The 24,656-nt window shown below is 59.9% G+C and carries 21 protein-coding genes; 18 read left to right on the forward strand and 3 right to left on the reverse strand.

Annotated features, from left to right (window positions below; all coding sequences use genetic code 11):
• The 8 genes from ACTJJ7_RS24130 to ACTJJ7_RS24165 all read left to right on the forward strand — a co-directional run bounded on the left by ACTJJ7_RS24130 (window position 1) and on the right by ACTJJ7_RS24165 (window position 11,038).
• A complete protein-coding gene (locus tag ACTJJ7_RS24130) occupies window positions 1-1,671 on the forward strand; it encodes a dipeptide ABC transporter ATP-binding protein (RefSeq protein ID WP_440969087.1) in 1,671 nt (556 codons plus the stop codon).
• 21 nt (window positions 1,672-1,692) lie between these two features.
• The gene (locus tag ACTJJ7_RS24135) at window positions 1,693-2,535 is read left to right on the forward strand and encodes an alpha/beta hydrolase (RefSeq protein ID WP_440969088.1); all 843 of its coding nucleotides are present in this window, start codon (window positions 1,693-1,695) and stop codon (window positions 2,533-2,535) included.
• A gap of 151 nt (window positions 2,536-2,686) precedes the next feature.
• Complete coding sequence (locus tag ACTJJ7_RS24140; protein WP_440969089.1) at window positions 2,687-4,594, forward strand: sigma-54-dependent Fis family transcriptional regulator; 1,908 nt, start codon at window positions 2,687-2,689, stop codon at window positions 4,592-4,594.
• 253 nt (window positions 4,595-4,847) lie between these two features.
• Complete coding sequence (locus tag ACTJJ7_RS24145) at window positions 4,848-5,924, forward strand: 2,3-butanediol dehydrogenase (RefSeq protein ID WP_440969090.1); 1,077 nt, start codon at window positions 4,848-4,850, stop codon at window positions 5,922-5,924.
• 75 nt (window positions 5,925-5,999) lie between these two features.
• Complete coding sequence (locus ACTJJ7_RS24150) at window positions 6,000-7,802, forward strand: NAD(P)/FAD-dependent oxidoreductase (protein ID WP_105735265.1); 1,803 nt, start codon at window positions 6,000-6,002, stop codon at window positions 7,800-7,802.
• Between the two features lie 126 nt (window positions 7,803-7,928).
• On the forward strand, window positions 7,929-8,903 hold the full coding sequence (locus ACTJJ7_RS24155) for a GAF domain-containing protein (RefSeq protein WP_105735264.1): 975 nt from the start codon (window positions 7,929-7,931) through the stop codon (window positions 8,901-8,903).
• A gap of 199 nt (window positions 8,904-9,102) precedes the next feature.
• Entirely contained in the window at window positions 9,103-10,620 is a 1,518-nt protein-coding gene (gene adh / locus ACTJJ7_RS24160) for an aldehyde dehydrogenase (RefSeq protein ID WP_440969091.1), read from the forward strand.
• A 67-nt stretch (window positions 10,621-10,687) separates the two neighbouring features.
• Complete coding sequence (locus ACTJJ7_RS24165; protein WP_440969092.1) at window positions 10,688-11,038, forward strand: DUF779 domain-containing protein; 351 nt, start codon at window positions 10,688-10,690, stop codon at window positions 11,036-11,038.
• 16 nt (window positions 11,039-11,054) lie between these two features.
• On the opposite strand, the gene ACTJJ7_RS24170 is transcribed toward ACTJJ7_RS24165, so the two are convergent.
• Window positions 11,055-12,077, reverse strand: coding sequence for a LacI family DNA-binding transcriptional regulator (locus tag ACTJJ7_RS24170; RefSeq protein WP_440969093.1), 1,023 nt, complete (start codon window positions 12,075-12,077; stop codon window positions 11,055-11,057).
• A 164-nt stretch (window positions 12,078-12,241) separates the two neighbouring features.
• On the opposite strand from ACTJJ7_RS24170, the gene ACTJJ7_RS24175 reads away from it, so the two are divergent.
• From ACTJJ7_RS24175 to ACTJJ7_RS24205, 7 genes are all read left to right on the forward strand, one after another.
• Complete coding sequence (locus tag ACTJJ7_RS24175) at window positions 12,242-13,264, forward strand: Gfo/Idh/MocA family protein (RefSeq protein ID WP_440969094.1); 1,023 nt, start codon at window positions 12,242-12,244, stop codon at window positions 13,262-13,264.
• 11 nt (window positions 13,265-13,275) lie between these two features.
• Window positions 13,276-14,172, forward strand: a complete 897-nt coding sequence (locus ACTJJ7_RS24180) for a sugar phosphate isomerase/epimerase family protein (RefSeq protein WP_440969095.1) — start codon at window positions 13,276-13,278, stop codon at window positions 14,170-14,172.
• 122 nt (window positions 14,173-14,294) lie between these two features.
• Complete coding sequence (locus tag ACTJJ7_RS24185; protein WP_130272294.1) at window positions 14,295-15,506, forward strand: ABC transporter substrate-binding protein; 1,212 nt, start codon at window positions 14,295-14,297, stop codon at window positions 15,504-15,506.
• Window positions 15,507-15,574: 68 nt separating this feature from the next.
• Window positions 15,575-16,477 carry a carbohydrate ABC transporter permease gene (locus ACTJJ7_RS24190; RefSeq protein WP_440969096.1) on the forward strand — a complete coding sequence of 301 codons (903 nt, stop codon included), beginning with the start codon at window positions 15,575-15,577 and terminating at the stop codon, window positions 16,475-16,477.
• A 47-nt stretch (window positions 16,478-16,524) separates the two neighbouring features.
• Window positions 16,525-17,301: a carbohydrate ABC transporter permease gene (locus ACTJJ7_RS24195; RefSeq protein ID WP_440969102.1), complete on the forward strand. Its 777-nt coding sequence runs from the start codon at window positions 16,525-16,527 to the stop codon at window positions 17,299-17,301.
• A gap of 8 nt (window positions 17,302-17,309) precedes the next feature.
• Window positions 17,310-18,383 (forward strand): ABC transporter ATP-binding protein, encoded by a 1,074-nt coding sequence (locus ACTJJ7_RS24200; RefSeq protein ID WP_440969097.1) that lies wholly within the window; start codon window positions 17,310-17,312, stop codon window positions 18,381-18,383.
• Window positions 18,384-18,482: 99 nt separating this feature from the next.
• On the forward strand, window positions 18,483-19,151 hold the full coding sequence (locus ACTJJ7_RS24205) for a DUF2161 domain-containing phosphodiesterase (protein ID WP_440969098.1): 669 nt from the start codon (window positions 18,483-18,485) through the stop codon (window positions 19,149-19,151).
• Here ACTJJ7_RS24205 and ACTJJ7_RS24210 read toward each other — a convergent pair.
• Together ACTJJ7_RS24210 and ACTJJ7_RS24215 are read right to left on the reverse strand one after the other, a co-directional pair.
• Window positions 19,148-20,503, reverse strand: a complete 1,356-nt coding sequence (locus tag ACTJJ7_RS24210) for an FAD-dependent oxidoreductase (RefSeq protein WP_440969099.1) — start codon at window positions 20,501-20,503, stop codon at window positions 19,148-19,150. The two genes, ACTJJ7_RS24205 and ACTJJ7_RS24210, sit on opposite strands and share 4 nt — an antisense overlap.
• A gap of 15 nt (window positions 20,504-20,518) precedes the next feature.
• Window positions 20,519-21,145: a PadR family transcriptional regulator gene (locus ACTJJ7_RS24215; RefSeq protein ID WP_440969100.1), complete on the reverse strand. Its 627-nt coding sequence runs from the start codon at window positions 21,143-21,145 to the stop codon at window positions 20,519-20,521.
• A gap of 186 nt (window positions 21,146-21,331) precedes the next feature.
• Between ACTJJ7_RS24215 and ACTJJ7_RS24220 the strand changes: the two genes are divergently transcribed.
• From ACTJJ7_RS24220 to ACTJJ7_RS24230, 3 genes are all read left to right on the forward strand, one after another.
• A complete protein-coding gene (locus tag ACTJJ7_RS24220; protein WP_130272346.1) occupies window positions 21,332-22,270 on the forward strand; it encodes an adenylate/guanylate cyclase domain-containing protein in 939 nt (312 codons plus the stop codon).
• A gap of 209 nt (window positions 22,271-22,479) precedes the next feature.
• A complete protein-coding gene (locus ACTJJ7_RS24225) occupies window positions 22,480-24,036 on the forward strand; it encodes a DUF4070 domain-containing protein (protein ID WP_105735252.1) in 1,557 nt (518 codons plus the stop codon).
• Window positions 24,037-24,220: 184 nt separating this feature from the next.
• Window positions 24,221-24,656, forward strand: a 436-nt coding sequence (locus tag ACTJJ7_RS24230; protein ID WP_440969101.1) for a DUF2076 domain-containing protein, incomplete at its 3' end; no start/stop codon positions are given.

Consider the following 24,656-nt stretch of genomic DNA (forward strand, 5'->3'; position numbering starts at 1 on the left):
ATGCAGGAGAACGCACCACTACTCGATGTGCGCGGACTTTCCCTCGAGGTGGCACGCACGGGGATCAAAATACTCAAGACCATCAGCTTCGATGTCAAAGCGGGTGAGATCGTCGGGATTGTCGGCGAGTCCGGTTCGGGAAAGTCGATGGCAGCCCGTGCGGTCATCGCCCTCAATCCGCCCGCGGTGCAGCGTACCGCGGGAACGATATGTTTCGAAGGCCGGGAAATCGGCGGCATGCACAAGCGCGATCTGCAGGCATTGCGCGGTGCCCGGATCGGCATGGTTTTTCAGGAGCCGATGACATCCCTCAATCCGTCGATGACAATCGGCCGCCAGCTCGAAGAAGGGCTGCGGCTGCACCGGCGGCTGACGGGACGGGAGCGCCACAGGCTCATTGTCGACATGCTGGCCCGGGTTGGCCTGAGCGACCCGCGGACGGCGCTCGCGGCCATGCCGCATCATTTTTCCGGCGGCATGCGCCAGCGCATCATGCTGGCTGCCGTGATGCTGCTCAAACCGGCCTTGCTGATCGCCGATGAGCCGACCACCGCATTGGATGCCGTCGTCCAGCGCGATGTGCTCGAACTGATGGTTGACCTGACGCGCGAGAACAACACAGCGGTTCTCATGATCAGCCACGATCTGGCGATGGTGGCAAAATATTCAGACCGGGTCGTGGTCATGTCGCAGGGCGAAATCGTCGAGCAGGGGGATACCCGGGATCTGCTGCGCGCACCGCAGCATCCCTATACCCGCAAACTGCTTTCCGCCCTGCCGCACCGCATGCCTGCAAGAGCTGTAGAGGTTTCGCCCATGGCAAGGATCACCGTTGACGGCCTTATCGTCGACTTTGCCGCGCGCCGGAGCCTGTTGCGCAAGGGGCAGCCCAAGCGGGCTCTAAACGGTGTCGGCCTGAGCGTCATGCCGGGAGAGGTCGTTGCGGTGGTCGGCGGATCGGGATCGGGCAAGACCACGCTGGGACGCACCATTGCCGGATTGATCGAACCGACGGACGGCCAGATCCTCTTCAATGGCAAGTCCGTCCAGCCATCGGCGGCGGACTATGCGGATTACCGGCTCAATTGCCAGATGGTGTTTCAGGATCCTTACTCCTCGCTTGATCCGCGCATGACGATAGGCAGCCTGATCGGGGAAGCGCTCCGCCATTCCACGGAACTGACGAGCAAAGAGAAGAGCGCGCGTGTCGCGGAAGTTCTTGACGAGGTGGGCCTGTCTGCAGCGTTCGCTACGCGTTTCCCGCACCAGCTTTCCGGCGGCCAGCGCCAGCGCGTGGCCATTGCCCGCGCCGTTGTCAGGCGGCCGCAATTCGTCATTGCCGACGAGCCGGTTTCGGCGCTGGATGTGACGGTCCGCGCGCAGGTGCTCAAGCTGTTCGCCGAGCTGCAGCGAAAACACGGCTTCTCGTGCCTGTTCATCAGCCACGATCTGGCGGTGGTCGAACAGATCGCCGACCGGGTGATCGTCATGAACAATGGAGTCATCGTTGAAGAGGGCAGCCGCGACGCGATCTTCGACCATCCGCAACAGGACTATACCCGCAAACTGCTGCAGGCCATTCCCGCTCTGTTCAGCACCGCCAATGGCGGCGTGGAACTCGGATGGCGTTTTGACGAGGTTGGCAGGAAATCAGCCGGTGGCCGGTCTTGAATCATTGTAGCGAGGAATAGCATGTCACCATCATCTGAAAACCGGGCGCAAGCGATCTATGATCTTGGCCGCACGGCCATTTTTGCCTGCAAATCCGATCCCCGGTTTCACTATTGCCTTTACGTGCCTCCCATTGCAGGCGAGGGCGGGACGGTCGATCTTCTGGTGGCCGTTCACGGTACGGGACGCACATCGTTCCTCGATTTCCGCGACGGCTTCGCCGAATTCGGCCGCTGGAACAACTGCGCCATCCTTTGCCCGGTTTTTCCCGTCGGCGTCCGGGGCGATGATGCGCGCAGCGGCTACAAGTTCATGATAGAGGGCGATATCCGCTACGATCTGATCCTTCTGGATATGGTTGCGGAGGTCGCCGAAAAATACCGGCAGAATTGGGAGACATTCGCCATGTTCGGGTTTTCCGGCGGCGGTCACTTCACCCATCGCTTTGCCATACTGCATCCGCAAAAACTTTGGGCCGCATCAATCGGTGCGCCTGGTTCGGTGACCCTGCTTGATCCGGACAAGGACTGGTGGGTGGGCATCCGCAATCTGCAGGAACGATTTGGCATCAGCTTCGACCGGGAGGGGCTGGCCCGTATTCCCATGCATATGGTCGTCGGCGATGCGGATCTGGAAACATGGGAAATCACCATTGCGGAGGGCAGCACGAATTGGATGCCGGGAGCAAATGATGCGGGGCGCACGCGGCCCGAGCGGCTGTCATCGCTGCGGCGCTCGTTTGAAAATGCCGGTGTGGCGGTGAAATTCGATCTTGTTCCCGGCATTTCGCACGACCGGATGCAGGTGCTCGACCACGTTCAGAATTTCCTCGCCGACATTCTGGCCATCCGGCGCGCGGGTTAGGGCGCCGGTTATTCCGGCGGCGGCACAGCAGCTTGGCTTGCGGTTGCATTGGTTGTGAAGCCCTTGCGCATTTACAATTGGCGCAACTCGTGCAGACTGGCCTGGCTGAAGAAGGGAGAGCGGTGCGCTGGGAGGCGCATGGCAAAATCTCATGTCGCTGCATTCGGAGCATATTCGTGAAATCGAGACCGTAAGTCTGGGAGGCTCGACCGATCGCGATGAAACCGTGGTCGAATCCTGGTTGCGCTGCATCAAGCAGCACAGGCTGGACCCGGCACAGGCATGCGAGGCCTATATCGTTCCCGAAACGCAGCTGCGCCAGCACCGGCAGCAGTCCGAGCAGCTGATTTCAATCGCGCGGTCGGGGCTTGAAAACCTGTTTCGCCATGTTGCCGGCCAGAACTACGTGCTCCTGTTGTCCGATCGCGACGGGATCACCGTCGAATTCCTCGGCGATCCGCTCTTTGACAACAATCTACGAAAGGCGGGCCTTTATCTCGGCTCGGAATGGTCGGAGGCGCGGGCGGGCACCTGCGCCGTTGGCTCCTGTCTGGAAACGGGCGAGCCCTTAACGATCCACCAGACCGATCATTTTGACAACACCCACACACCGCTGACCTGTACCGCCGCGCCCATCTATGATGCGCAGGGGCAGCTGTCGGCCGTGCTTGATATTTCGCTGCTGCGTTCACCGCAGATCAAGACGAGCCAGAACTTGGCACTGCATCTGGTGACGGCAACGGCGCGGCGGATCGAGCTTGCCAATCTCATGGCCCAGACGCGCAATGAATGGGTGCTGCGGTTTTCGCGTTCTCCCGAGTTTCTCGACGTCGATCCGGAGGCGGCGATCTCGATCGACGGCGCGGGACGCATTATCGGCATGACCCATGATGGCGCAAAGATCATGGCGCGAGCCTCGGGGCTCGACTGGCGCCGTCCGGCGAACCTGATCGGGCAGTCCATATCGCGCTTCTTCGATATGGACGTGGATGATCTCGGCAACCTCACCCGCACAAGGCCGTCCGAAGACCGGCTGGTGTTTGCGCGTGACGGCAATGTTCTGTTCGCGCATGCGATAGAGCCGCACTACCCCTCGCGCGGCGTGCCGGTTGTTCAGGAGCGCATCCCCGCCTCGCTGCGCCGGTTGAGCGGCGGCGATCCGCATCTGGCTGGGCTGCAGACAAAGGCGGCAAAGCTTGCCGGCAAGTCATTGCCGATTCTGATCCAGGGTGAAACCGGAACAGGCAAGGAATATCTGGCTCGTGCCATCCACGACAGTAGCGGTGCCAGCGGACGCTTTATCGCCGTCAATTGCGCAGCTATGCCGGAGCAGCTTATCGAGAGCGAACTGTTCGGCTATGCACCAGGTGCCTTTACCGGAGCCCTGGCGAAAGGACGCAAGGGGCTGGTCGAGGAAGCCGACGGTGGAACACTGTTTCTCGATGAAATCGGTGACATGCCTGTGGCGCTGCAAAGCCGGCTTTTGCGGGTTCTGGCCGAAGGCGAGGTTTTGCCTCTCGGGGCGTCGCGCGCCAAACCGGTCAATGTCCGCATCCTCTCCGCATCGCACCGCGACCTTGCCGAACTCGTGCGTAACGGCATGTTTCGTCAGGACCTGTTCTATCGCCTGAACGCCGCCACCCTGTCACTGCCGGCGTTGCGGGACCGCAGCGATTTTGACTGGCTGCTCGCGGAAATCCTGAAGAAATGCACGGCGGATACGGGATCGGCTCCCGTTGTTTCAACGCAAGCCGTATTGGCGTTGCGGCAGCACGATTGGCCGGGCAATATCCGCGAGCTTTTCAATGTTCTGGATGTTGCGTCGGCCCTGTGTGAAAACGGCTGTGTCGATCTCACTGATCTTCCCGAGCACATCCAGCGGCGCGCCGGGAACTGTCCGGTCAGCACCGGACACGAACCGCATGATGAACATGCGCGGTTGACCGCTGCACTGGCGGCGGCAGACGGAAACATTTCTGCCGCGGCCCGTCTGCTTGGTGTCGACCGTTCAACCGTTCACAGGCAACTGCGCCGTATCCGCCAAAAAGCCGCGCACTGATTGCAGGCTTCCCAGGTGTTGCAACTGTTGCAGGGTGCTGCGCCACAGCTGTAGCGGATTGCAACAGTCACGCTGGCGCCGGTTTTGCCGTCTCCATAAAAGTCTTTTGAAATCATGTGGATAAGATAATTGCTGCTGCTGGCATGTTCCTTGCACTGGTTTTGCGGGGCCAGCCGCGTGTGTTGATCGCATGGCTGGACGCTTGAGGTGACCAACAGACAGGCACTGCCGCGAGCAGGGCCGGGAGGAATGAATGAAAGCACTGCGTTTTCATGCGGCGAAAGACCTTCGTCTTGAAGATATTGATGCGCCTTCGCCGGCCCTGCAGGCCGGGCAGGTACTGATCCGCAACCGGTTTGTCGGCATTTGCGGAACGGATCTGCACGAATATGTGTCCGGGCCTATCTTTATCCCGGTAGAGCCGCATCCCTTCACCGGGGCCAAGGGTCCGCAGATTTTGGGACATGAATTCGGCGGTGTTGTTGAAGCAGTCGGCGCGGGGGTGACGTCGGTTAAACCGGGTGACCGGATTTCGGTCCAGCCTTTGATCATGCCGCGGTCCGGCGATTATTTTGCCGATCGGGGTCTTTTCCACCTGAGTACGGATTTGGCCCTGGCGGGGTTGAGCTGGCAATCCGGCGGCATGGCGGAATATGCGCTGCTGAATGAATACAATGTGCAGCGCATCCCGGATGAAATGACCGACGAGGAAGCGGCGCTGGTCGAACCGGCGGCCGTGGCGGTTTATGCCTGTGATCGCGGCGGGGTGACAGCGGGAAGCAGTGTCCTTGTGACCGGCGCGGGTCCGATTGGTGTGTTGACACTGCTTGCAGCCAGGGCTGCCGGTGCCGCCCAATTGTTCCTCTCCGATATCAACGATACGCGTCTGGAACTGGCCGTCAGCATCCTGCCGGATTTGATCACCATCAACCCGAAGCGCGAACTGGTCGGCGACATCGTCCGGTCGAGGACCGAAGGCGGCGTCGGTTGCGATGTGGCCATTGAATGCGTGGGCAACGAGCACGCCTTGAAAGCCTGTACCGATGCCGTCCGCAAGCAGGGGGTGGTGGTGCAGACGGGGCTTCATCCGCATGAAAATCCGCTCGACTGGTTCCAGGTTACTTTCAAGGACATCGATATCCGCGGGTCGTGGGCCTACCCGACGCATTATTGGCCGCGGGTCATCAGGCTGATCAGTTCAGGCCTCTTGCCTGCGCATAAGGTCGTTACCAAGCGGATCACTTTGGATGAGGCGGTAACGGAGGGTTTCGATACCCTTCTCGATCCCGCGGGAAAACATCTCAAGATTTTGATCGATTTGACGTCATAGGTCAGGCGGGCTGGAGGAGCCCGCATCCGATCTTACAGAGTTCATACGATTGGCAGGCAGAATGGAGGAGATTTCATGCTTGACGACAGCCCCCACCAGAAGATTGAAACAGTACTCGGGAAGCTCGAAAAGGCTTTCGCGAACGGCGATATTGAAGCGGCAGTCAACCTGTTTCAGGAGGATTGCTACTGGCGTGATCTTGTCACGTTCACGTGGAACCTGAAGACCCTTGAAGGCCATGACCAGATCCGCGCCATGCTGACCGAACAGCTGGCGCGCATCAAGCCGCATGACCTGCGGCAGGACATGAAGGAAGTGGCCACCGAAGAGGACGGTGTCACCCAGGGCTGGATCGAATTTGATACCGGCACGGCGCGCGGATACGGGCACATCCGCCTCAGGAACGGCCGCATATGGTCGCTGCTGACGACCATGTCCGAATTGAAGGGACATGAGGAACCGAAGGGTTTTCTACGGCCCATGGGGGCACAGCACGGCAGCGAACCCGGACGGAAGAGCTGGAAGGAAAGGCGTGAGGCGGAAGCGGCTGAGCTTGGCTATTCCGTCCAGCCCTATTGCGTCATCGTTGGCGGCGGGCAGGGCGGCATCGCCCTCGGGGCCCGTTTGCGGCAGCTTGGCGTGCCAACCATCATCATCGAAAAGAACGAGCGTCCGGGGGACAGCTGGCGCAAACGCTACAAGTCTTTGTGCCTGCACGATCCGGTCTGGTACGACCATCTGCCCTACATCCCGTTCCCCGATAACTGGCCGGTCTTTGCCCCCAAGGACAAGATTGGCGACTGGCTCGAGATGTACACGAAAGTGATGGAGCTGAATTACTGGAGTTCCACGGTCTGCAAATCGGCACATTATGACGACGCGCGGGGTGAATGGACCGTCATCGTCGAGCGCGACGGCAAGGAAATCATGCTGCGCCCGAAACAGCTTGTCCTGGCAACCGGCATGTCCGGCAAAGCCAACTGGCCGAAATTCAAGGGAATGGACGTATTCAAGGGCGAGCAGCAACATTCGTCCCAGCACCCCGGCCCCGAAGCCTATGCGGGCAAGAAAGTCGTGGTCGTGGGGTCCAACAATTCCGCCCACGATATCTGCGCAGCGCTGTGGGAAGCGGGCGCTGACGTGACCATGCTGCAGCGTTCCTCGACCCACATCGTCAAATCCGATTCCCTGATGGACATCGGCCTCGGCGATCTTTATTCCGAACGCGCCGTCGCCAACGGCATGACCACGCGCAAGGCCGATCTGATCTTTGCCTCGTTGCCCTATCGCATCATGCATGAGTTCCAGAAACCGGTTTACGACAAGATCCGCCAAAAGGATGCGGCCTTTTACGAGCGGCTGGAAAAGGTTGGCTTCATGCTGGACTTCGGTGACGACGACTCCGGACTGTTCATGAAATATCTGCGCCGCGGCTCCGGCTATTACATCGATGTCGGCGCTTGCGACCTCATCGCCGACGGCAAGATCAAGCTGGTCAGCGGCGTGAATATCCGCGAGCTGAACGAAGGCGGCGTGGTGCTGGAGGACGGACGGGAGCTTCCGGCGGATCTGATTGTCTACGCCACGGGCTACGGCTCGATGAACGGCTGGGCGGCGGATCTGATCTCCCGCGAGGTCGCCGACAAGGTCGGAAAATGCTGGGGGCTCGGTTCGGATACCACGAAGGACCCGGGCCCATGGGAAGGCGAACAGCGCAATATGTGGAAGCCGACGCAGCAGCAGGCCCTGTGGTTCCATGGCGGAAATCTGCACCAGTCCCGCCACTATTCGCAGTACCTGTCACTCCAGCTGAAGGCCCGCATGGAGGGTATCCCGACGCCGGTCTATGGGCTTCAGACGGTGCATCACCTGTCCTAGGGTGAAAACAACGCGGCACGCGGCCATTGCCGCCGCGTGCCGGTTTATCCGCCAGGGCGTACCCTTGACCGAAAAGCAAACTAGCTTACCCTAGCATGAGGACGCCGGGACTTTGGGAGGAGACCGATGGCTTCGCGCTACGATGGACAGCATGCAGAACACATCCAGTCCGCCCTTCTGGGAAGCGCTGCAGCACAGTCTGCGCTGGTTGCCTCCTGGGGGCGCTCCATGCGCCTATACGGATTGAATCCCGAGGAGGGGACGCCGCCGGATTTTTTGAGCGAACGCGAATTGACGGACGCCCGCGAACGGCTGGGGTCATTGATCACCACGGCCCAAGCCACACTGGATCGCCTCTATTCCGCCGTTGGCGGTGCCGGATGCTGCGTGCTCCTGGCGGATAAGGACGGGGTGCCGGTCGACCGCCGCGGCAGCGTTTCGGACGATGCGACCTTCTGCAAGATCGGTCTGTGGACCGGTGCCGTGTGGAGCGAGGAACGCGAAGGCACGAACGGCATTGGGACCGCCCTGGCCGAACAGCGGGCTTTGACAATTCACCGGGATCAGCATTTCCGCAGCCGCAATACGGCCTTGTCCTGCACGGTTGCCCCCATATTCGATCATTGCGGGCGCCTGATGGCGGCCATTGACGTGTCATCCGCGCGTCACGACCTCACGGAAGATTTCGTCAAACTGATCGCCATGGCTGTCGTTGATGCCGCGCGCCGTGTGGAAGCAGAAAATTTTCGCCTCGCCTTCCCCAAGGCGCGGATCATGCTCGCCAAGCTCGGGCCGGATGTGAGCTATGAGCGCAGTGCCAGCGCGCTGATTGCCGTCGACGAAGACGACCTTGTCATCGGGGCGTCCCGCACTGTCCGGCATGTTCTGGGTCTGACCGATGAATCCTTGAGCAAGCCGCTGCCGGCTGCCAGCCTCCTGGGGCAAAGCATGGATGTGGAGCAGGAATTTGCTGCGGCTGAGCGCAGCGTCATCCAGCGCGTGCTTGCCAAAGCCGATGGCAATATCTCGCTTGCCGCCACGATGATGGGTATGGGCCGCGCCACTCTCCATCGCAAGTTGAAGAAACTCGGCATTCACTGACGCTGCGGCGTACTGGCTGATTGCCACCGGCAATTGTCTCAAAAGTGAGACAATGCGCTCGCCCGCATGGTTCCTGCGGGATGACACCTGCACCTCTGCGCGCGATCCTCTCCAGGCCGCAGGAGGCGGTATCAATCAGTGTGCAGATGGCCTTTCCGGCGTTTTCACGGCGCCAGGCCCTGCAACAGGGAGGAACACCATGAACAAGGTAGAATTCAACCGCACCATTCGACCCAATTTCAAGAAACGCTACGGCAATTTCATTGGCGGCAAGTTTGTTGAGCCCAAGGCAGGGCGGTATTTCGACAATACCTCGCCGGTGAATGGCCAGGTCCTGTGCGAGATCGCCCGGTCCGATGCGAGCGATGTCGAGGCCGCGCTTGACGCGGCCCATGCCGCCAAGGACGCGTGGGGCCGCACCAGCGTTGCCGAACGCAGCGTCATCCTCAACAAGATCGCACAGGTCATGGAGGACAATCTGACGCTGCTGGCGCAGGCTGAAACCTGGGACAACGGCAAGCCGATCCGCGAAACCACCGCCGCAGACCTGCCCCTGGCAATTGATCACTTGCGCTATTTTGCCGGTGTCGTCCGGGCGCAGGAGGGCGGCATTTCCGAGATCGACCATGATACCGTCGCCTATCACTTCCACGAGCCGCTCGGTGTTGTCGGCCAGATCATCCCGTGGAATTTCCCGCTCCTGATGGCGATCTGGAAACTTGCGCCGGCACTGGCCGCTGGCAATTGCGTGGTGCTGAAACCCGCGGAACAGACACCGGCTTCCATTCTGGTGCTGGCCGAATTGATCGGGGATCTCCTGCCGCCGGGCGTTCTGAACATCGTCAACGGCTTCGGCCTCGAGGCAGGCAAGCCGCTTGCATCCAGTCCGCGCATTGCCAAGATTGCCTTTACCGGCGAGACGACAACCGGTCGCCTGATCATGCAGTATGCCAGCCAGAATCTCATTCCGGTGACCTTGGAGCTGGGCGGCAAGTCACCCAACATCTTCTTCAAGGATGTGACATCGGAGGATGATGATTTCTTCGACAAGGCAATTGAAGGCTTCGTCATGTTTGCCCTCAATCAGGGCGAGGTCTGCACCTGCCCAAGCCGTGCCCTCATCCATGAATCCATCTATGACAAGTTCATGGAACGCGCGCTGAAGCGTGTCGAGGCAATCGTCCAGGGTGACCCGCTTGATCCGGCCACGATGATCGGCGCCCAGGCGTCCAGCGAGCAGCTGGAAAAAATCCTGTCCTACATCGATATCGGCAAGCAGGAAGGTGCGGAAGTGCTGACCGGCGGCGAGCGCAACGCGTTGGCCGGCGATCTCGCTGGCGGTTTCTATGTGAAGCCGACGGTGTTCAAGGGTCATAACCGGATGCGCATTTTCCAGGAGGAAATCTTTGGGCCCGTTGTTTCGGTCACCACCTTCAAGGACAATGACGAAGCGCTGTCGATTGCCAATGATACGCTCTATGGCCTTGGTGCCGGCATATGGAGCCGGGATGCAAACACCTGCTACCGCTTTGGCCGGGCCATTCAGGCAGGGCGTGTCTGGACCAACTGCTACCACGCCTATCCGGCGCATGCGGCATTCGGCGGATACAAACAGTCGGGCATCGGCCGGGAAAACCACCTGAAGATGCTGGATCACTATCAGCAGACCAAGAACATGCTGGTGAGCTACAGCCCGAAGAAGCTCGGGTTCTTCTGAGCGCTCTGACCTTGCAAAGCTGGCGGCGCCTGCGTGGTGCCGCCAGCATCACCATTGGGGAGGCATCATGCAAAACCAGGTCAGTGCCACGGCAGCGGCTCTCGATCTCATTGGGACGCTGCAGGCGGAATACGGGCCGATCATGTTTCACCAGTCGGGCGGCTGTTGCGACGGCTCGTCGCCGATGTGCTACGCGCAAGGGGACTTCATCGTTGGCGACCACGACGTCTGCCTGGGCGAAATCGGCGGCGCACCGGTTTATATCAGCGCCTCCCAATACGATGTGTGGAAACATACCGAGCTGATCATCGATGTCGTGCCGGGCCGCGGCGGCATGTTTTCGCTGGATAATGGCCGTGAAGTGCGGTTCCTGACGCGCTCGAAAGTGTGCGTCGCACCTCCTTTTGCGGCGGGATAATCATCGAGGTGGTGTATCAGGATCTGTCGCTCTCGCCGGGGATCAGCTGCATCGGCCAGACAAGCTGCACCCTATCCTGCGGATAATGGTCTTCATAAGCGGGCATGGTTGACAGCAGGGATTCCGCCAGCTTGATGCCAAGGTCGCGCAGGGAAATCCTGAAACAGGTCAGCGTGGGCGACAGAAACCGGCTCTGGGTGCTTTCCCGGAAACCGATGACGGCAATGTCGCGGCCGGGGTGAATGTCGGACTCGTAGAAGCGCCGGTATAATCCGAGGGCCATGTTTTCATTGACGAGGATGATGGCTGTCGGCATCTGCGCCTGTGCAAGGACCGCGCTTGCTATCTGGTAACCGCCCTCCTCATTGGCATGGGACCGGAACACATAAGCCGGATCAAAGGCGATGCCGCTGGCGGCGAGCGCCTGTTTGTAGGCATCGAGAAAGATGTAGCCGAGATTGATGTCACTGGCTGGTACGGCAATGGCTATGCGGCTGTGACCCAGCCCGGCAAGCCGCCGGACCGCCGCCGTGGCGACACCTTCGAAATCCAGGTCAATCCAAGGGTAGTCACCCGCTGTTTCGCTGCGGCCCAGCGTGATGAAGGGAATCTTGCGTTCCAGCAGGAAATCGATGCGGGGGTCGTGGCGTGTGGTTGCCGATATGATCAGACCGTCGACGAAGCGACGCGCAACCACACGGTTGAGATAGGCGGCAGGCTCTTCGTCGGTTCCGCACAGAAGTGCAACAAGGTCGAGGTGATGGCGCCTGAACACCGACTGGACACCTTCGAACACGGGCATGAAAAAGCTGCCGCCGGTATCGACCGTCTCGATGGTTGATTCAATCATGAAGCCGATCGTGTTGGTGGTACCCTGTCGGAGACTGCGGCCGGACTGGTTTGGCACATAGCCAAGTTGCTTCGCCGCCTCAAGCACACGCTCGCGCGTTTCCTGGTTGACGTCAGCCTTCCCGTTGAGGGCTCGGGAGACTGTTCCGATCGAAATGTCGAGATGGCGGGCAAGGTCCCGGATGCTCACGCTTTTTCTCCCTGTGCGACTCGGCGCTGATGCCCTTTCATTCTTAAAACACCGAAAGGGGGATTGACAAAAATAATTCGCCGATATGAAATCGTAAACGTTTACGGAAGACATTTGCAACCGATTTAGCCGGTTTCTGGTGAATTTCGTTGGGAGGAGAGACAATGCAGCGTGCCGTTTTAGTCGGCTGCGGAGCCATGAGCAAAGCATGGTTTGAGGCAGCCCGGACCATGGGTGACATCGAAATTGTCGGTGTTGTCGATCTGGCGAAGGAGCGCGCGCAGGCGCGCATCGCAGAATTTGGTCTCACCGCGGCCATCGCCTCCGACAATCTTTCCGCTGTTCTGGCAAAGACCAATCCTGACCTTTTGTTCGACGTCGTCGTTCCGGCCGCCCGCCATGCGACCGTGGCCGCCGGGCTTGATGCCGGCTGCCACGTGCTGTCGGAAAAGCCGATGGCTGAAACCATGGACGAGGCGCGCGATCTTGTCGGGCGTGCAGGAAAGGCCGGGCGTATCCATGCGGTTGTGCAGAACAGGCGCTATCTCGCCCAGATCCGCCGCATCCGTCAGCTTGTTGCCTCCCGAGTCATTGGCGAGGTGACCAGCCTGCATTGTGATTTCTTTCTCGGGCCGCATTTCGGTGGTTTTCGCGAGGAAATGCGCCATGTGCTGTTCCTGGACATGGCAATCCACACGTTCGATGCGGCGCGCTTTCTTGCCGGGGACGCCGCCAGCGCGGTCTATGCGCGGGAGTGGGAGCCGGGCAATTCCTGGTACAGTCAGGGTTCTTCAGCCGCCGCCATCTTCGAATTCACCAATGGCGCAGTCTTCACCTATCGCGGCAGCTGGTGCGCCGACGGCCTGCGGACCAGCTGGGAAAGCAGCTGGCGGATCGTTGGCAGCAGGGGAACGATCGTCTGGGACGGGCATGATGACATACGGGCCGAAGCCGTCACCTCCGGCAAGGATGGCCTGTTCTCCGGGGTGACCGCCGTCGAGATACCTCCCCTTGATGCGTCCCACCGCATCGGCGGTCACCTCGGAGTGATGCACGATTTCATCGCGGCAAGCCGGGGCGGTGACGCGCCGGAAACGGCCGGAAGCGAAAATATCAAAAGCCTCGCCATGGTGTTCGGTGCGATTCAAAGCGCCGAAAGCGGACGGCGCATTGAAATCACGATCTGAAGGAATTTGGCATGAGCAATCCGGCACAATCGATCCGCATCGGCACCATGATCAGAGGCAATGCGTCTGATCCTGCCGCCTATGTCAAAACCATCCTGCCGCATGGCTTCGAGAGCATCGAGCCGTTCTTCTGGCAGGTGATGAACAAGGACCTGCCGGCGCTCGCAGGGCAGTTGAAGGATGCCATCGGCGACGCCGATGTGACAATCTCGACCCTCGGCATGTTCGGCAATCCGCTGGAGGATACCGATATTGATCGTGAGACGCTGAAAGGCTGGGAAGCATTGATCGACAATGCCCATCTCTTCGGCGCCACCACCATTGCCGGGTTCACCGGCCGGGTGCGCGGCAAGCGGATTGAAGACAGTCTGCCCCAGTTCAAGAAAGTCTGGGGCGAACTCGCGCGCCGGGCGGCCGACAAGGGTGTGAGACTTGCCTTTGAGAACTGCGCCATGGATGGCAACTGGGCAACCGGCGACTGGAACATTGCCCATACGCCGGATGCATGGGAGATGATTTTCAACGAAGTGCCGGCCGATAATCTCGGGCTTGAGTGGGAGCCCTGTCACCAGATGGTCTATCTCATCGATCCCCTGCCGCAGATCCGCAAATGGGCGCCCAAGATTTTCCACGTTCACGGCAAGGATGCCACGATCCGCTGGGAGGTCATTCGTGAACACGGGATTTTCGGCAAGGAGAAGTTCGTGTTCATGCGCTCGCCGGGATTCGGCGATACCAACTGGACCGATGTCATATCGGAACTGCGCCTGGCCGGCTGGTCTGGGTCGATTGATATCGAGGGTTGGCACGATCCGGTCTATCGCAACGATCTGGAAATGACCGGACAGGTGCATTCGCTGAATTACCTCAAACGCAGCCGTGGCGGTGATTTTATCGCCAACCCCTGATTTCCCCGAGCGGGCCCGCATCCGGACGGGCGTTCCGGTGACAATGGAGAGCAAACGCGACGAAGGTATAGGTGCCGCCAAGAAGCACGCTGCCAGCGTCAAGCAACATGAGGAGGAAGCCTATGAAGAGCATTTCGCATTGGATTGCCGCTGCCGCATTGATGCTGTCCGGCACGGCAGCGCATGCCGAGCCGGTGACGCTTGATATCTGGACCATCGACCGGCCGGATCAGTATATCTATCTTCTGAAAGACGAGTTCGAGCAGGCGCACCCGGACATCAAACTGAACGTCAAAACCGTGCAGTTCCGCGACATGGTCAACGACCTTGCCCGCGCCACCGCGACCGGTGAATCGCCTGATGTCACCTATATCGACAATCCCGAAGTGGCGCTCTTCGCCTCGCGCGGCCTGCTTCTTGATCTCTCGCCGATGCTGGCGGAATCGAAGGTGATCAAGAAGGACGATATTTTTCCGGGCCCGCTGTCGTCGGTAACGTGGGACGGCAAGATTTATGGCGTTCCGCGCGGCGCCAACACGCTGGCGCTCTACTACAATGCGGACATGTTCAAGGCGAAGGGGCTTGACCCTGACAAGCCCCCGCGGACCTGGGATGAGCTTTATGCCGCGGCCAAGGCGCTGAACGATCCGGCAAAGAACATTTACGGGATGGCCTTTTCCGCCGTGGCAACGGAGGAGGGGACGTTCCAGTTTCTGCCGTGGCTGCAGATGGCGGGCGGCGACTACAACAAGGTGGATACGGATGGCGGCGTCAAAGTCCTGCAGTTCTGGAGCAAGCTGCTCGATGAAAAGCTGGCTTCGCCCGATACGCTCATCCGGGGGCAATATGACTCGACCGGCACCTTCAATGCCGGCAATGCGGCCATGGCGATCTCCGGGCCATGGGAGCTGCCGCGCATGAGCAAGGAAGCGAAGTTCGATTTCCGCGCCGCACTGCTGCCGGTTCCGCATGAGGGCGCCACCCGGGCTTCGGCCCTGGGCGAGGGTGACAATGTCATTCTCGCCAACAGCAAGCACCCGAAGGAAGCCTTCATCCTGCTGGAGTTTCTCTACGGCAAGATGCCGGATGTCTGGAACCGTTTCGGCTTTCTGCCTGCCGCGAGGATTCAATCCAACAATCCCAAGATTCCGGCCATCTACGCGGTGTTCGAGGAAAGCATGAAATATGCGCGCAATCGCGGTCCGCATCCGGAATGGCCGAAAATCTCGAAGGCCATCTACACCGCCATTCAGTCGTCGCTGACCCATAAGAGCGATCCGAAAACGGCGCTGGCGGCGGCGCAGAAGCAGATTGACGTGGTTCTGAAAAAGTAGACCGCATCCTGTCCTCGCATTCGTTCTGCGGGGACAGGCCAACAATCCACATGGGGCGGGAGGGCACTATGCAGGGCATCATCAGGACCATCAGGGATGGCAGCGGCTTCGATATCCTGCTGCTCAGCCTGGCATTGCTTTATCTGATCGCATTTTCGGCATTTCCCATTGTCTACAACATCATCATGTCGCTGCAGACGGTGGACATGTTCACGATCACCTCATTCAGCCGCCCCTTCGTCGGCCTGCAGAATTACTATGATGTGATATCGCAACCGATTGCGACGGCGGTGCTGTGGAACACCGTCAAGTTCGTCGTCCTGTCAATTGTCTTCCAACTGTCTATCGGTTTTGGCCTTGCGCTGTTTTTCCAGCAGGATTTCCCCGGAGCCACCTATCTGCGCGGGTTGTTCCTGGCGGGCTGGATCATGCCGGCTCTGGTGGTCGGAGCGATCTGGAAATGGCTGTTCGCCGGGGATTTCGGTGTCATCAATTATGTGCTGATGTCGCTTGGGATTGCCGGTGAGCGCGTCTTCTGGCTGTCCGATCCCGATGTGGCGCTCTATGCGGTGATCATTGCCAATGTGTGGCTCGGCATTCCCTTCAACATGATCCTGCTCTCCGTTGGTCTTGCTGCCATTCCGCGCGATGTCTACGAGGCCGCCGAACTTGACGGGGCTGGGCCTTTCGAACGCTTCCGGTCGATCACGCTGCCGCTGATGCGGGCGCAGCTTGGCGCAGTCATTTCACTCGGTGTGATCTTCACCCTGCAACAGTTCGATCTCATTGCGGCCCTGACACAGGGCGGGCCCGCCGACAGTTCCAATGTCGCGCAATACTGGTCGTGGCAATTGTCGTTCCAGACCTATGAAATATCGCTGGGCAGTGCGGTTTCGGTCATGATGATCCTTTTCGTCATTGTCGTTGCAGCCGTCTATGTCCGTTCCACCCGCCACGAACACAGTTACTGAGGAGAGAGCCGGTGAAACGCTACATCCTCCTCGCTATCGGTCTGGTGATGACGGCCATCTACCTGTTCCCGTTGTACTGGATGTATCTCACCGCCTTCAAAGGCAGTTCCGAGATCTTTCAGTATCCGCCGACATTCTGGCCAACCGCCCCCCAGTGGAGTTTTGTCGAGGTGTGGCAGGCCCGCGGCATGGGGCGGTATATCTGGAATTCGCTGCTGATCGCGGTTGGGGTCACCATTCTCGTCACGTTCATGGGAACGGGATGCGCCTATGTTCTCTCGCGCGTCCGCAATATCTGGATGGACATGGCGCTCTTCGCCATCCTGATGATGCAGGTGCTGCCGTCCTCCCTGATGGTGACGCCGATCTTCGTCATGTTCAATCAGATCGGACTTCTGGCCAGCCCGCGCGCGGCGGTGATCCTGGCGCAGACGGCCAAGATGCTGCCCCTTTACATCGTTCTGTGCCGGGCCACATTTGTGCAGGTGCCGCGCGAGCTGGAGGATGCAGCCCTCGTTGACGGCTCCTCGCGCATCGGCGCGTTCTTCAACATCATGCTGCCTTTGGCGCGCAACGGTATTCTCGTCACCTCGGTGCTGATCTTCCTGCAATCCTTCGGTGAATATGTCTATGCCCGGTCGCTGATTGCCAAGAACGAGCTGCAGGTGGCGACGGTCGGCCTGCAAACCTTCATGGGTCCGGACGCCAGCGACTGGAACGGGATCATGACCTATGCCGCCATCTACGTCACACCCATCCTTTTCGTATTCATGCTGCTGCAACGGCGCATCGTCAGCGGTCTGACCGCTGGCGCGCTGAAATGAGGTGAACCATGTTTCAGATCGAAATCGACCACCTGAACAAGCATTATGGCGGGTTTCACGCGCTGAAGGACATCAATATTGCCATCAAGCAGGGTGCCTTCGTTGCGCTGGTCGGGCCGTCCGGCTGCGGCAAGTCGACATTGCTGCGCACCCTTGCTGGCCTCGAAAAGACTAGTTCTGGCGATCTGCGCATCGCCGGGGAAAGTGTTGTCAGCAAGCCGCCGCGCGAGCGGGATGTGGCGATGGTGTTCCAGTCCTATGCGCTCTATCCGCACATGGATGTCGAGCACAACATGAATTATTCGATGCGCCTGAAGCGGCGCCCGCGGCAGGAGATTGCCGAACGCACGCGGGCGGCAGCGGAAACGCTGGGTCTTGGCGCCCTGCTTAACCGGCTGCCGAAAGCCCTGTCCGGCGGCCAGCGCCAGCGCGTCGCCATGGGACGTGCCATCGTGCGCAACCCCAAGGTGTTTCTCTTCGACGAGCCCCTTTCCAACCTCGATGCGGCGCTGCGGGTGCATATGCGCAGCGAGATCCGCAAGCTGCACGAACGCTTGCAGGCGACATCGGTCTACGTGACGCATGATCAGGTCGAGGCCATGACGATGGCCGACCATATCGTTGTCATGCGCGCCGGGGTGGTGGAACAGCAGGGCAGCCCGCTTGATCTTTACGACCGGCCCGCCAACAGGTTCGTTGCCGGATTTATCGGTTCGCCCGCCATGAATTTCATTCCGGTCATGGTTGGGCCCGATGGCAACAGGCTAATGCTGGAGCAGGATCAGGCTCAATCCCTTGCACTCGACCGTACACTGGCTCCCGGCCGGCGTTTGCTGGCCGGCCTGCGCCCGGAGCATCTTGCCTTCACGCGCGAAACAGGCGACCTGGCGATCAAGGTCGTTGTGGACGCCGTCGAGTCCACCGGCAGCATGACATTCGTGACGGCATCCATAGCCTCCCAGCCGGTGGTGGCGGCCCATAGCGGCAGGCCCGGGGTGAGCAAGGGCCGCAAGACAGAACTCTTTATCGCGCCGGGCAATGTGCACCTGTTCGATCCGGAAACGGAGCTTGCCGTCGTCTGACCCTTTTCGCTCTGCCTGCTCAAATGCTATAGGGCGACACCCGCTCTCACGGTCGCTTTGCGAACGCGGGGGGATGGCATGTATGGCAAAGGATGCACCTTGGAGACTGCACTCTATCTCCCGATCAAAGGCCTTCTTGAAGAGGCCGGCTACAGCGTCAAAGGTGAGGTTGTCGGCTGTGACATCGTCGCGCTAAGTGACGGTGAACCGCCTTTGGTGGTCATTTGCGAACTCAAGCTCAGTTTCAATCTCGAGCTTATCCTGCAGGCGGTGAACAGAGCGGCTTTCAGCGATGAAGTCTGGCTTGCGGCGCGCATGTCGGCGCGGGGCAAGGGGCGCGAAAGCGATCGCCGGTTCCGTGACCTCTGCCGCCGGCTGGGTTTCGGCATGCTGGGCGTATCGGATGGCGGCGTGGTCAGCATCATTGTCAGCCCGGCGGCGCCGATGCCGCGAAACAATGCGCGCAAGCGCTCCCGGCTGGTCGCGGAGCACCGGCGCCGCAAGGGAGATCCGACATCGGGCGGCGGTTCCCGCGAGCCGATAATGACGGCATACCGCCAGCAGGCGCTTGCCTGTGCCGAGGCGCTGCAGCGCGGTCACTTGCGGCCGCGCGATCTGCGCGCGGTGGCCCCCAATGCTCCGCAGATATTGCGCGGCAATGTCTACGGATGGTTCGAGCGTGTCGACAGGGGTGTCTATGCCCTGACGCAGGCGGGAATGGATGCGCTCAAGCGCTGGCCTCCATCCCCGGCAAGCGATCCGGCCTAGGCCGTAAATTCATGCGTGTGGTCGATTTTGCGCAGGCGGGTTTCGGCGTCCTCCATGCGGCGCTTGAGGGCTGGAACGGCATTGATGAGGCGCAATGCGCCGCGCATGACAGCCAGCTGGATGCGGCCGAGCACGGGCCTGTGGCTGAGGCCGTTTGCGTCCATCTGCTTGCGTGATTCCAGCACTGCCCGCGCGCTGTATTCCAGCATTTCAGCTTCGTAGGCGTGCAGGGCCTCCACCAGCGGTCTACCGCCGCGTATCTCGGTGAGCCGCCGGCAGAGCAGGGCGGCATCCCTAAGAGCAGTGTTGGCACCAATGCCGCGCCCGGGCGTCATCGTGTGTATGGCATCGCCGAGCAGCGTCACGTTCGAGGACTGCCACGGGGAAACCGGCACCGATGTGCGGATATTGACACGAAAGATGGTGGTTGGATCGGAAAGTGCAATCAGACGGCGCAGGTCGGGATGCCAGTTCCGGGTCATCTTTGCGGCGATCCTGGCAAGGTCCGGGCCGGGGAGGGAAGCGGGGTCCTCCGGCAGGTTCTTGCGCGCACCCCAGATACCCCACATGACGTAATCGCGGGTGTTGTCGAAAAGCAGTCCGGGCCATCCGGCAATCAGATCGGCGTCATTGCCGCCAACCCCGTGCTTCACACCGTCATTGTCCCATTTGAACTCCATGACGTGAAGAATGGCGCCATAGCCCTTCGGTGCCAGGATCATCGATATGCCGTGAAAAACCTTGTCCGGAAGAAGCGCTCTGGTTTCGGGTGTGAGCGCAACCTTGCCGCCGATGGAGACGATGCCCGTATCCTCCATGCGCGCGTCGGGCAGGCGTTGCTGGCGAACGCGCGAGTTGGCACCATCGGCACCGACCAGCACATCGCCTGTGTCCGCCGAGCCATCATCGAAGACGACGGTGACAGTACCGTCTTCATTGTTCCGGTAGCTTGAGAATGTCTTGCCGAACACGACACAATCCTCAAGCCCGGTGAGCAGGACTTGGCGCAGCGTCATGCGGCTGACCGATTTTTCGCTGTCGACCGGATCATCGCTGCCGGGGACCGGCATGGATATCAGCTCGGACATGTTCTCCGTCAGCATGTTGAAATGGCGCGGTGCCCGCGCGCAGGTGGCAACAAAGAGATCAAAAAGCTCAGGCGGCAGGCAGCTTTTGAGCGCCTGGCTTCCCGCGGGGCTGATGCCGACGCGGTAGCCATGCAGGCCGTCGCGCCGCGTGTGGTCACGTTCGTACACCCGGACGCCGATGCCGGCCCGCTTCAGACCATGCGCAAGGCAAAGCCCTCCGGTCCCTGCGCCGATGATAATCACCTGCAAGCTATTCGTTTTCATGGTCTTGGCCTTTCGCTAGGAAGACGTGTGTTCGCTGGGCTGGGAAAGCTCCATTGCAATCTGGCGAAGCCAGGCTTCGCTCCAGGTCAGTTTGCCGGACTGAAGGTCGGCGATGACGGCGCGTACCCAAGCAAGCTGCGTGCCGTAGGTTGCGCTCAGATATTCCATTTCCAGGAGAAAGAGACGGGGTACCGGCATCGCGTTGGCATGGCGTAAATTCTGGTCGATCCGGTCGATTTCCGCCTGCAGCGCGACGGCGCGCTGTTCGAGTTGCTGCCGGGCATCGTCGGGCGTCAGCAGCGGCAGAAACGAGATCGCCGCGGGAAAATCCGGGAATTCCTGTGATGGCGTGGAAAGGATTTCCCGCATCCATTGCAGCATGATTGCGCGCCCGGCCGGGCTAAGCTCATAGATGGTGCGTTCGGGCCGGTTCTCATCGCGGGAGACGCCCTGCGAGGCAATCAAACCCTCCCGTTCCAGTCGGTTGACCGTCTGATAGAGACTGGCGCGCTGGGCGACATTGATGACCTCATCCTTGCCACGTTCCTTGATGAGCTGCTGCATGCGGTAGGGATGCATGGGTGCCTCATACAGCATGGCAAGGATTGCGAGGGCGATCGGGGAGCGTTTGATTGTTTTCATAGTTATATATATACTAGTAATAAAAATACTATGTCAAGCCTATTGCGATGCGCTGCCCGAACGGCAGGTCTCGATATTTGTTCTCCTGCCCCGGCAGGTGCTTCCCACATTCAGCGACACGCTATATTCTCCGCCCCACGTCGGATGGATTTCTTGCCAGAGCCAGGAACCGGGAAAATGAAAACCATGTCTGAAACGCGCCGCAAGCTCACCACGATTTTCTCCGCGGATGTCCAGGACTACACCCGTCTCATGCAGGCGGATGAAGAGCGGACGCTCGATACGCTCAACCAGTACCGCGATGCGATGAAGCGGCTGATCGAAGCGCATGCCGGCCGGGTCATCAACACCTGGGGCGATGGGCTCATCGCCGAGTTTTCCAGCGTCGTCGAGGCGGTGCGTGCGGCGATCGATGTACAGAACGAACTCGCTGGTTATAACGCCAAACGTTTGAACGATGCCCGCATGCTTTTCCGCATCGGCATCAATCTTGGGGATGTCATTGCCGAAGGCGACGATATCTATGGCGATGGGGTGAATGTTGCCGCGCGGTTGCAGGCTTCGGCCCCTCCCGGCGGCATCGTGATTTCCAGCACGGTTTTCGATCAGGTCCGCAACAAGCTGACCGTCGGGTTTGATTATCTGGGCCAGCTTTCGCTCAAGAACATTGAAGGCGGTATCCCGAGCTACGCCGTGCGAATTGGCGAAGACAAGGGGCTTCGACCGCAAAGAGCGCCGCAATCCGGGCAGCCGCCGCTGCATGACCGTTTGCGCGGAGCCCAAACCCGGGCACAGGCGCAGCCGTTGCCGTTCAGGGGAGGACGGCTCGGTGTGCTGGGCGCGATCGCCGCCGGGCTTGCCGCCATCAATTTTCTCACATGGGACGGCTATTTCTGGGCAGCCTGGCCGCTTCTGGCCATTGCGGCTCTTGCTGCTCTTCTATGGGTGCGAACCACCCGCCTCGACCGTTTTGTCGCCTTGCTGGCCATTGTCGGTTCCGTCCTCCTTGCCATCAATCTTATTACCTGGCGCGGGACGTTCTGGGCAGAGTGGCCGCTGCTCGCTTTTGCGGTTGCCGGCAGCATCCGCTGGTTCACGCGTCAGAGGAGCGGTGTCCGGAGCTGAGTCCGCAATGAATTTACTGTTCTCCGCATCACATTTTGGCCGAGAGTTGGAGATATCATTGACGGATATTGGGGAGTATACAGGCGGGAACAGGTTTTTTCTCAAGGCGATGACGTCGCAGGGATCAGCCTCAGGGACAGGCATGCCATTCGCAAGCGGAAACGGGACAGACACATAGCATTTTAACAGCAAACAAAAGGGTGACTGCAATGCCCCATATCGTGCTGATTAATCCGCGTTTTGAAGCGTCTTACTGGGGGCTGGAACATGCCCTGCCCATATTTGACGCAAAGGCCAACCTTCCCGTCGCCTGCCTGCCTTTGCTGGCAGCGCTGACCCCTGCCGAACACACGGTCACGCTCATCGATGAGAACGTTGAAGACATCGACTATGACCTGTGCGCCAGCGCCGACATTGTCGGGGTAACCGGCATGATCGTGCAGCGCTTCCGCATGAAGGAAATCATCACGGAGTTGAAGAAGCGCGGCTGCTTTGTCGTGGTCGGAGGTCCATGGATCACCGTCCAGGAGAACTATTTCGCCAATCTCGCTGATGTGGCATTTATTGGTGAAGCCGAAGAAACCTGGCCGCAATTCCTGACCGAATGGGCTGAACACCGGCATTCGCGCCGGTATGAGCAGGCAGACAAGACCGATATGAGCACGGTTCCGGTGCCGCGTTTCGACCTTCTGAAAATGGACGACTATGCGGTGGGAAGCATCCAGTTCTCGCGCGGTTGTCCCTTTACCTGCGAGTTCTGCGATATCATCGTTGTCTTTGGCCGCAAGCCCCGTATCAAGACGGGTCGACAGATTTTGGCCGAAGTGGAGGCATTGCTGGCCACGGGCATGGACACGGCCTTTATTGTCGATGACAACCTCATTGGCAACAAGAAGGCGATAAAGGAGGTTTTGCGTGAGGTCATCGCCTGGCAGGTCGCGCACAATTACCCCATGACGTTCGTGACCGAAGCCTCCATTGATCTGGCGGATGATCCCGAACTGATGCAATTGATGGTCGATACCAACATTCGCGTGGTCTTTATCGGCATTGAAACCCCGAACGAGGCGGCGCTGCGCGAGACGAAAAAGCTGCAGAATGTGCGCAAAGGCGCCACCATGCTGGAAAAGGTGCATATGATCCAGCGTTCAGGCATGGAAGTGTGGTGCGGCATGATCCTCGGCTTTGACAGCGACGATGCCTCGATTTTCGATGCGCAGCGCGCCTTCATTAAGGAAGCGCGGATTGTCAACGCGATGGTCGGCATGCTGGCGGCCATACCGAAGACGCCGCTCTACACGCGGCTGCTCAAGGAGGGGCGGCTGGATCCCGAAGATCAGCAGCCATTTGGCACCAATGTCATTCCGCTCAACCTCAGCCGCGAGGCACTGCGCGACGGCTATCTCGCCGTCATGCAGGATCTTCACAAGCCGCAGGCTTATTTCGACCGGCTCGACGCGCTTTATCTCGATGAACGCATAGAACCCGAGCGGACGCGGCTGCGCCATTTGCGCCGCCATCCCTTGCAATTTGCAAAACTCAATGCGGAATGGATGCTCGAAGCCGCTGGTATCTTTCTGCGCCTGATGCGCCAGGTTCCCGACAGGGAATTGCGCCGCACCTATCGCCGGCGGATATGGAGCATGTTGAAGCGCCGCCGCTCGCCGGTGGTGATGCAGATCTATGCCATAAAATGCGCGATGCATTATCACGCCCATACGATGATCGCGCGGATGCAGACCGGCCCGATTGTCAACTCGTTCTAGGGAACGAAGTGCCGGATGGCGTGAACGCGAGCGCTTCGGCTATTCCGGCGGCCACAGCCATTTATGCGGCTAAAAACATTGCCGGGAAGGCCGCTGCGGCTGCAAAATTACATTTTGTTAAGGCCATCTAAATGCCATGAATCTGGATCGAGATCACGCTTCCCCTAGAAGGAGGTGAGTGAAAATGAATGCCGATGAACAGAAACTTCTCAGTGGCCTCTTTGACCGTACAAGGCAGGCGGCCGATACGCCCCGGGACCCGGAAGCCGAGCGCTTCATTCTGGAACAGATCAAGAGCCAGCCCTCGGCCCCCTATCTCCTGGCTCAGGCCGTCATCGTCCAGGAACATGGCCTGAATGCTTGCAACGAGCGTATCCAGGCCCTGGAAGCGCAGGTGAAGGATTTGCAGAATGCGCCGCCGCCGCCGCAACAGTCGGGTGGCTTGCTGGGGTCGATCTTCGGCAGTTCCCAAAGTGCGCAGCCGTCCCAGCCGTCTCCCGGCCGGTTCAGCGGGCCCTGGGGCGGTGGTGGGGCAGCGCCCCAGCCAAATTCTCCGATGAAGCCGCCGACCTCCTGCTTGAAATCGGCATCATCAAGAAGAAGCCGGATATCAGCACCAT

Source organism: Phyllobacterium sp. 22229, assembly GCF_052056495.1.
GTDB classification, from domain to species: Bacteria; Pseudomonadota; Alphaproteobacteria; order Rhizobiales; family Rhizobiaceae; genus Phyllobacterium; species Phyllobacterium myrsinacearum.

Coding starts and splice junctions, on each gene's coding strand:
- ACTJJ7_RS24150 (WP_105735265.1), top strand. CDS start 6,000: ATGCTTGACGACAGCCCCCACCAGAAGATTGAAACAGTACTCGGGAAG.
- ACTJJ7_RS24135 (WP_440969088.1), top strand. CDS start 1,693: ATGTCACCATCATCTGAAAACCGGGCGCAAGCGATCTATGATCTTGGC.
- ACTJJ7_RS24190 (WP_440969096.1), top strand. CDS start 15,575: ATGCAGGGCATCATCAGGACCATCAGGGATGGCAGCGGCTTCGATATC.
- ACTJJ7_RS24175 (WP_440969094.1), top strand. CDS start 12,242: ATGCAGCGTGCCGTTTTAGTCGGCTGCGGAGCCATGAGCAAAGCATGG.
- ACTJJ7_RS24165 (WP_440969092.1), top strand. CDS start 10,688: ATGCAAAACCAGGTCAGTGCCACGGCAGCGGCTCTCGATCTCATTGGG.
- ACTJJ7_RS24225 (WP_105735252.1), top strand. CDS start 22,480: ATGCCCCATATCGTGCTGATTAATCCGCGTTTTGAAGCGTCTTACTGG.
- ACTJJ7_RS24215 (WP_440969100.1), bottom strand. CDS start 21,145: ATGAAAACAATCAAACGCTCCCCGATCGCCCTCGCAATCCTTGCCATG.
- ACTJJ7_RS24130 (WP_440969087.1), top strand. CDS start 1: ATGCAGGAGAACGCACCACTACTCGATGTGCGCGGACTTTCCCTCGAG.
- adh (WP_440969091.1), top strand. CDS start 9,103: ATGAACAAGGTAGAATTCAACCGCACCATTCGACCCAATTTCAAGAAA.
- ACTJJ7_RS24145 (WP_440969090.1), top strand. CDS start 4,848: ATGAAAGCACTGCGTTTTCATGCGGCGAAAGACCTTCGTCTTGAAGAT.
- ACTJJ7_RS24200 (WP_440969097.1), top strand. CDS start 17,310: ATGTTTCAGATCGAAATCGACCACCTGAACAAGCATTATGGCGGGTTT.
- ACTJJ7_RS24140 (WP_440969089.1), top strand. CDS start 2,687: ATGTCGCTGCATTCGGAGCATATTCGTGAAATCGAGACCGTAAGTCTG.
- ACTJJ7_RS24185 (WP_130272294.1), top strand. CDS start 14,295: ATGAAGAGCATTTCGCATTGGATTGCCGCTGCCGCATTGATGCTGTCC.
- ACTJJ7_RS24155 (WP_105735264.1), top strand. CDS start 7,929: ATGGCTTCGCGCTACGATGGACAGCATGCAGAACACATCCAGTCCGCC.
- ACTJJ7_RS24195 (WP_440969102.1), top strand. CDS start 16,525: ATGACGGCCATCTACCTGTTCCCGTTGTACTGGATGTATCTCACCGCC.
- ACTJJ7_RS24180 (WP_440969095.1), top strand. CDS start 13,276: ATGAGCAATCCGGCACAATCGATCCGCATCGGCACCATGATCAGAGGC.
- ACTJJ7_RS24220 (WP_130272346.1), top strand. CDS start 21,332: ATGTCTGAAACGCGCCGCAAGCTCACCACGATTTTCTCCGCGGATGTC.
- ACTJJ7_RS24210 (WP_440969099.1), bottom strand. CDS start 20,503: ATGAAAACGAATAGCTTGCAGGTGATTATCATCGGCGCAGGGACCGGA.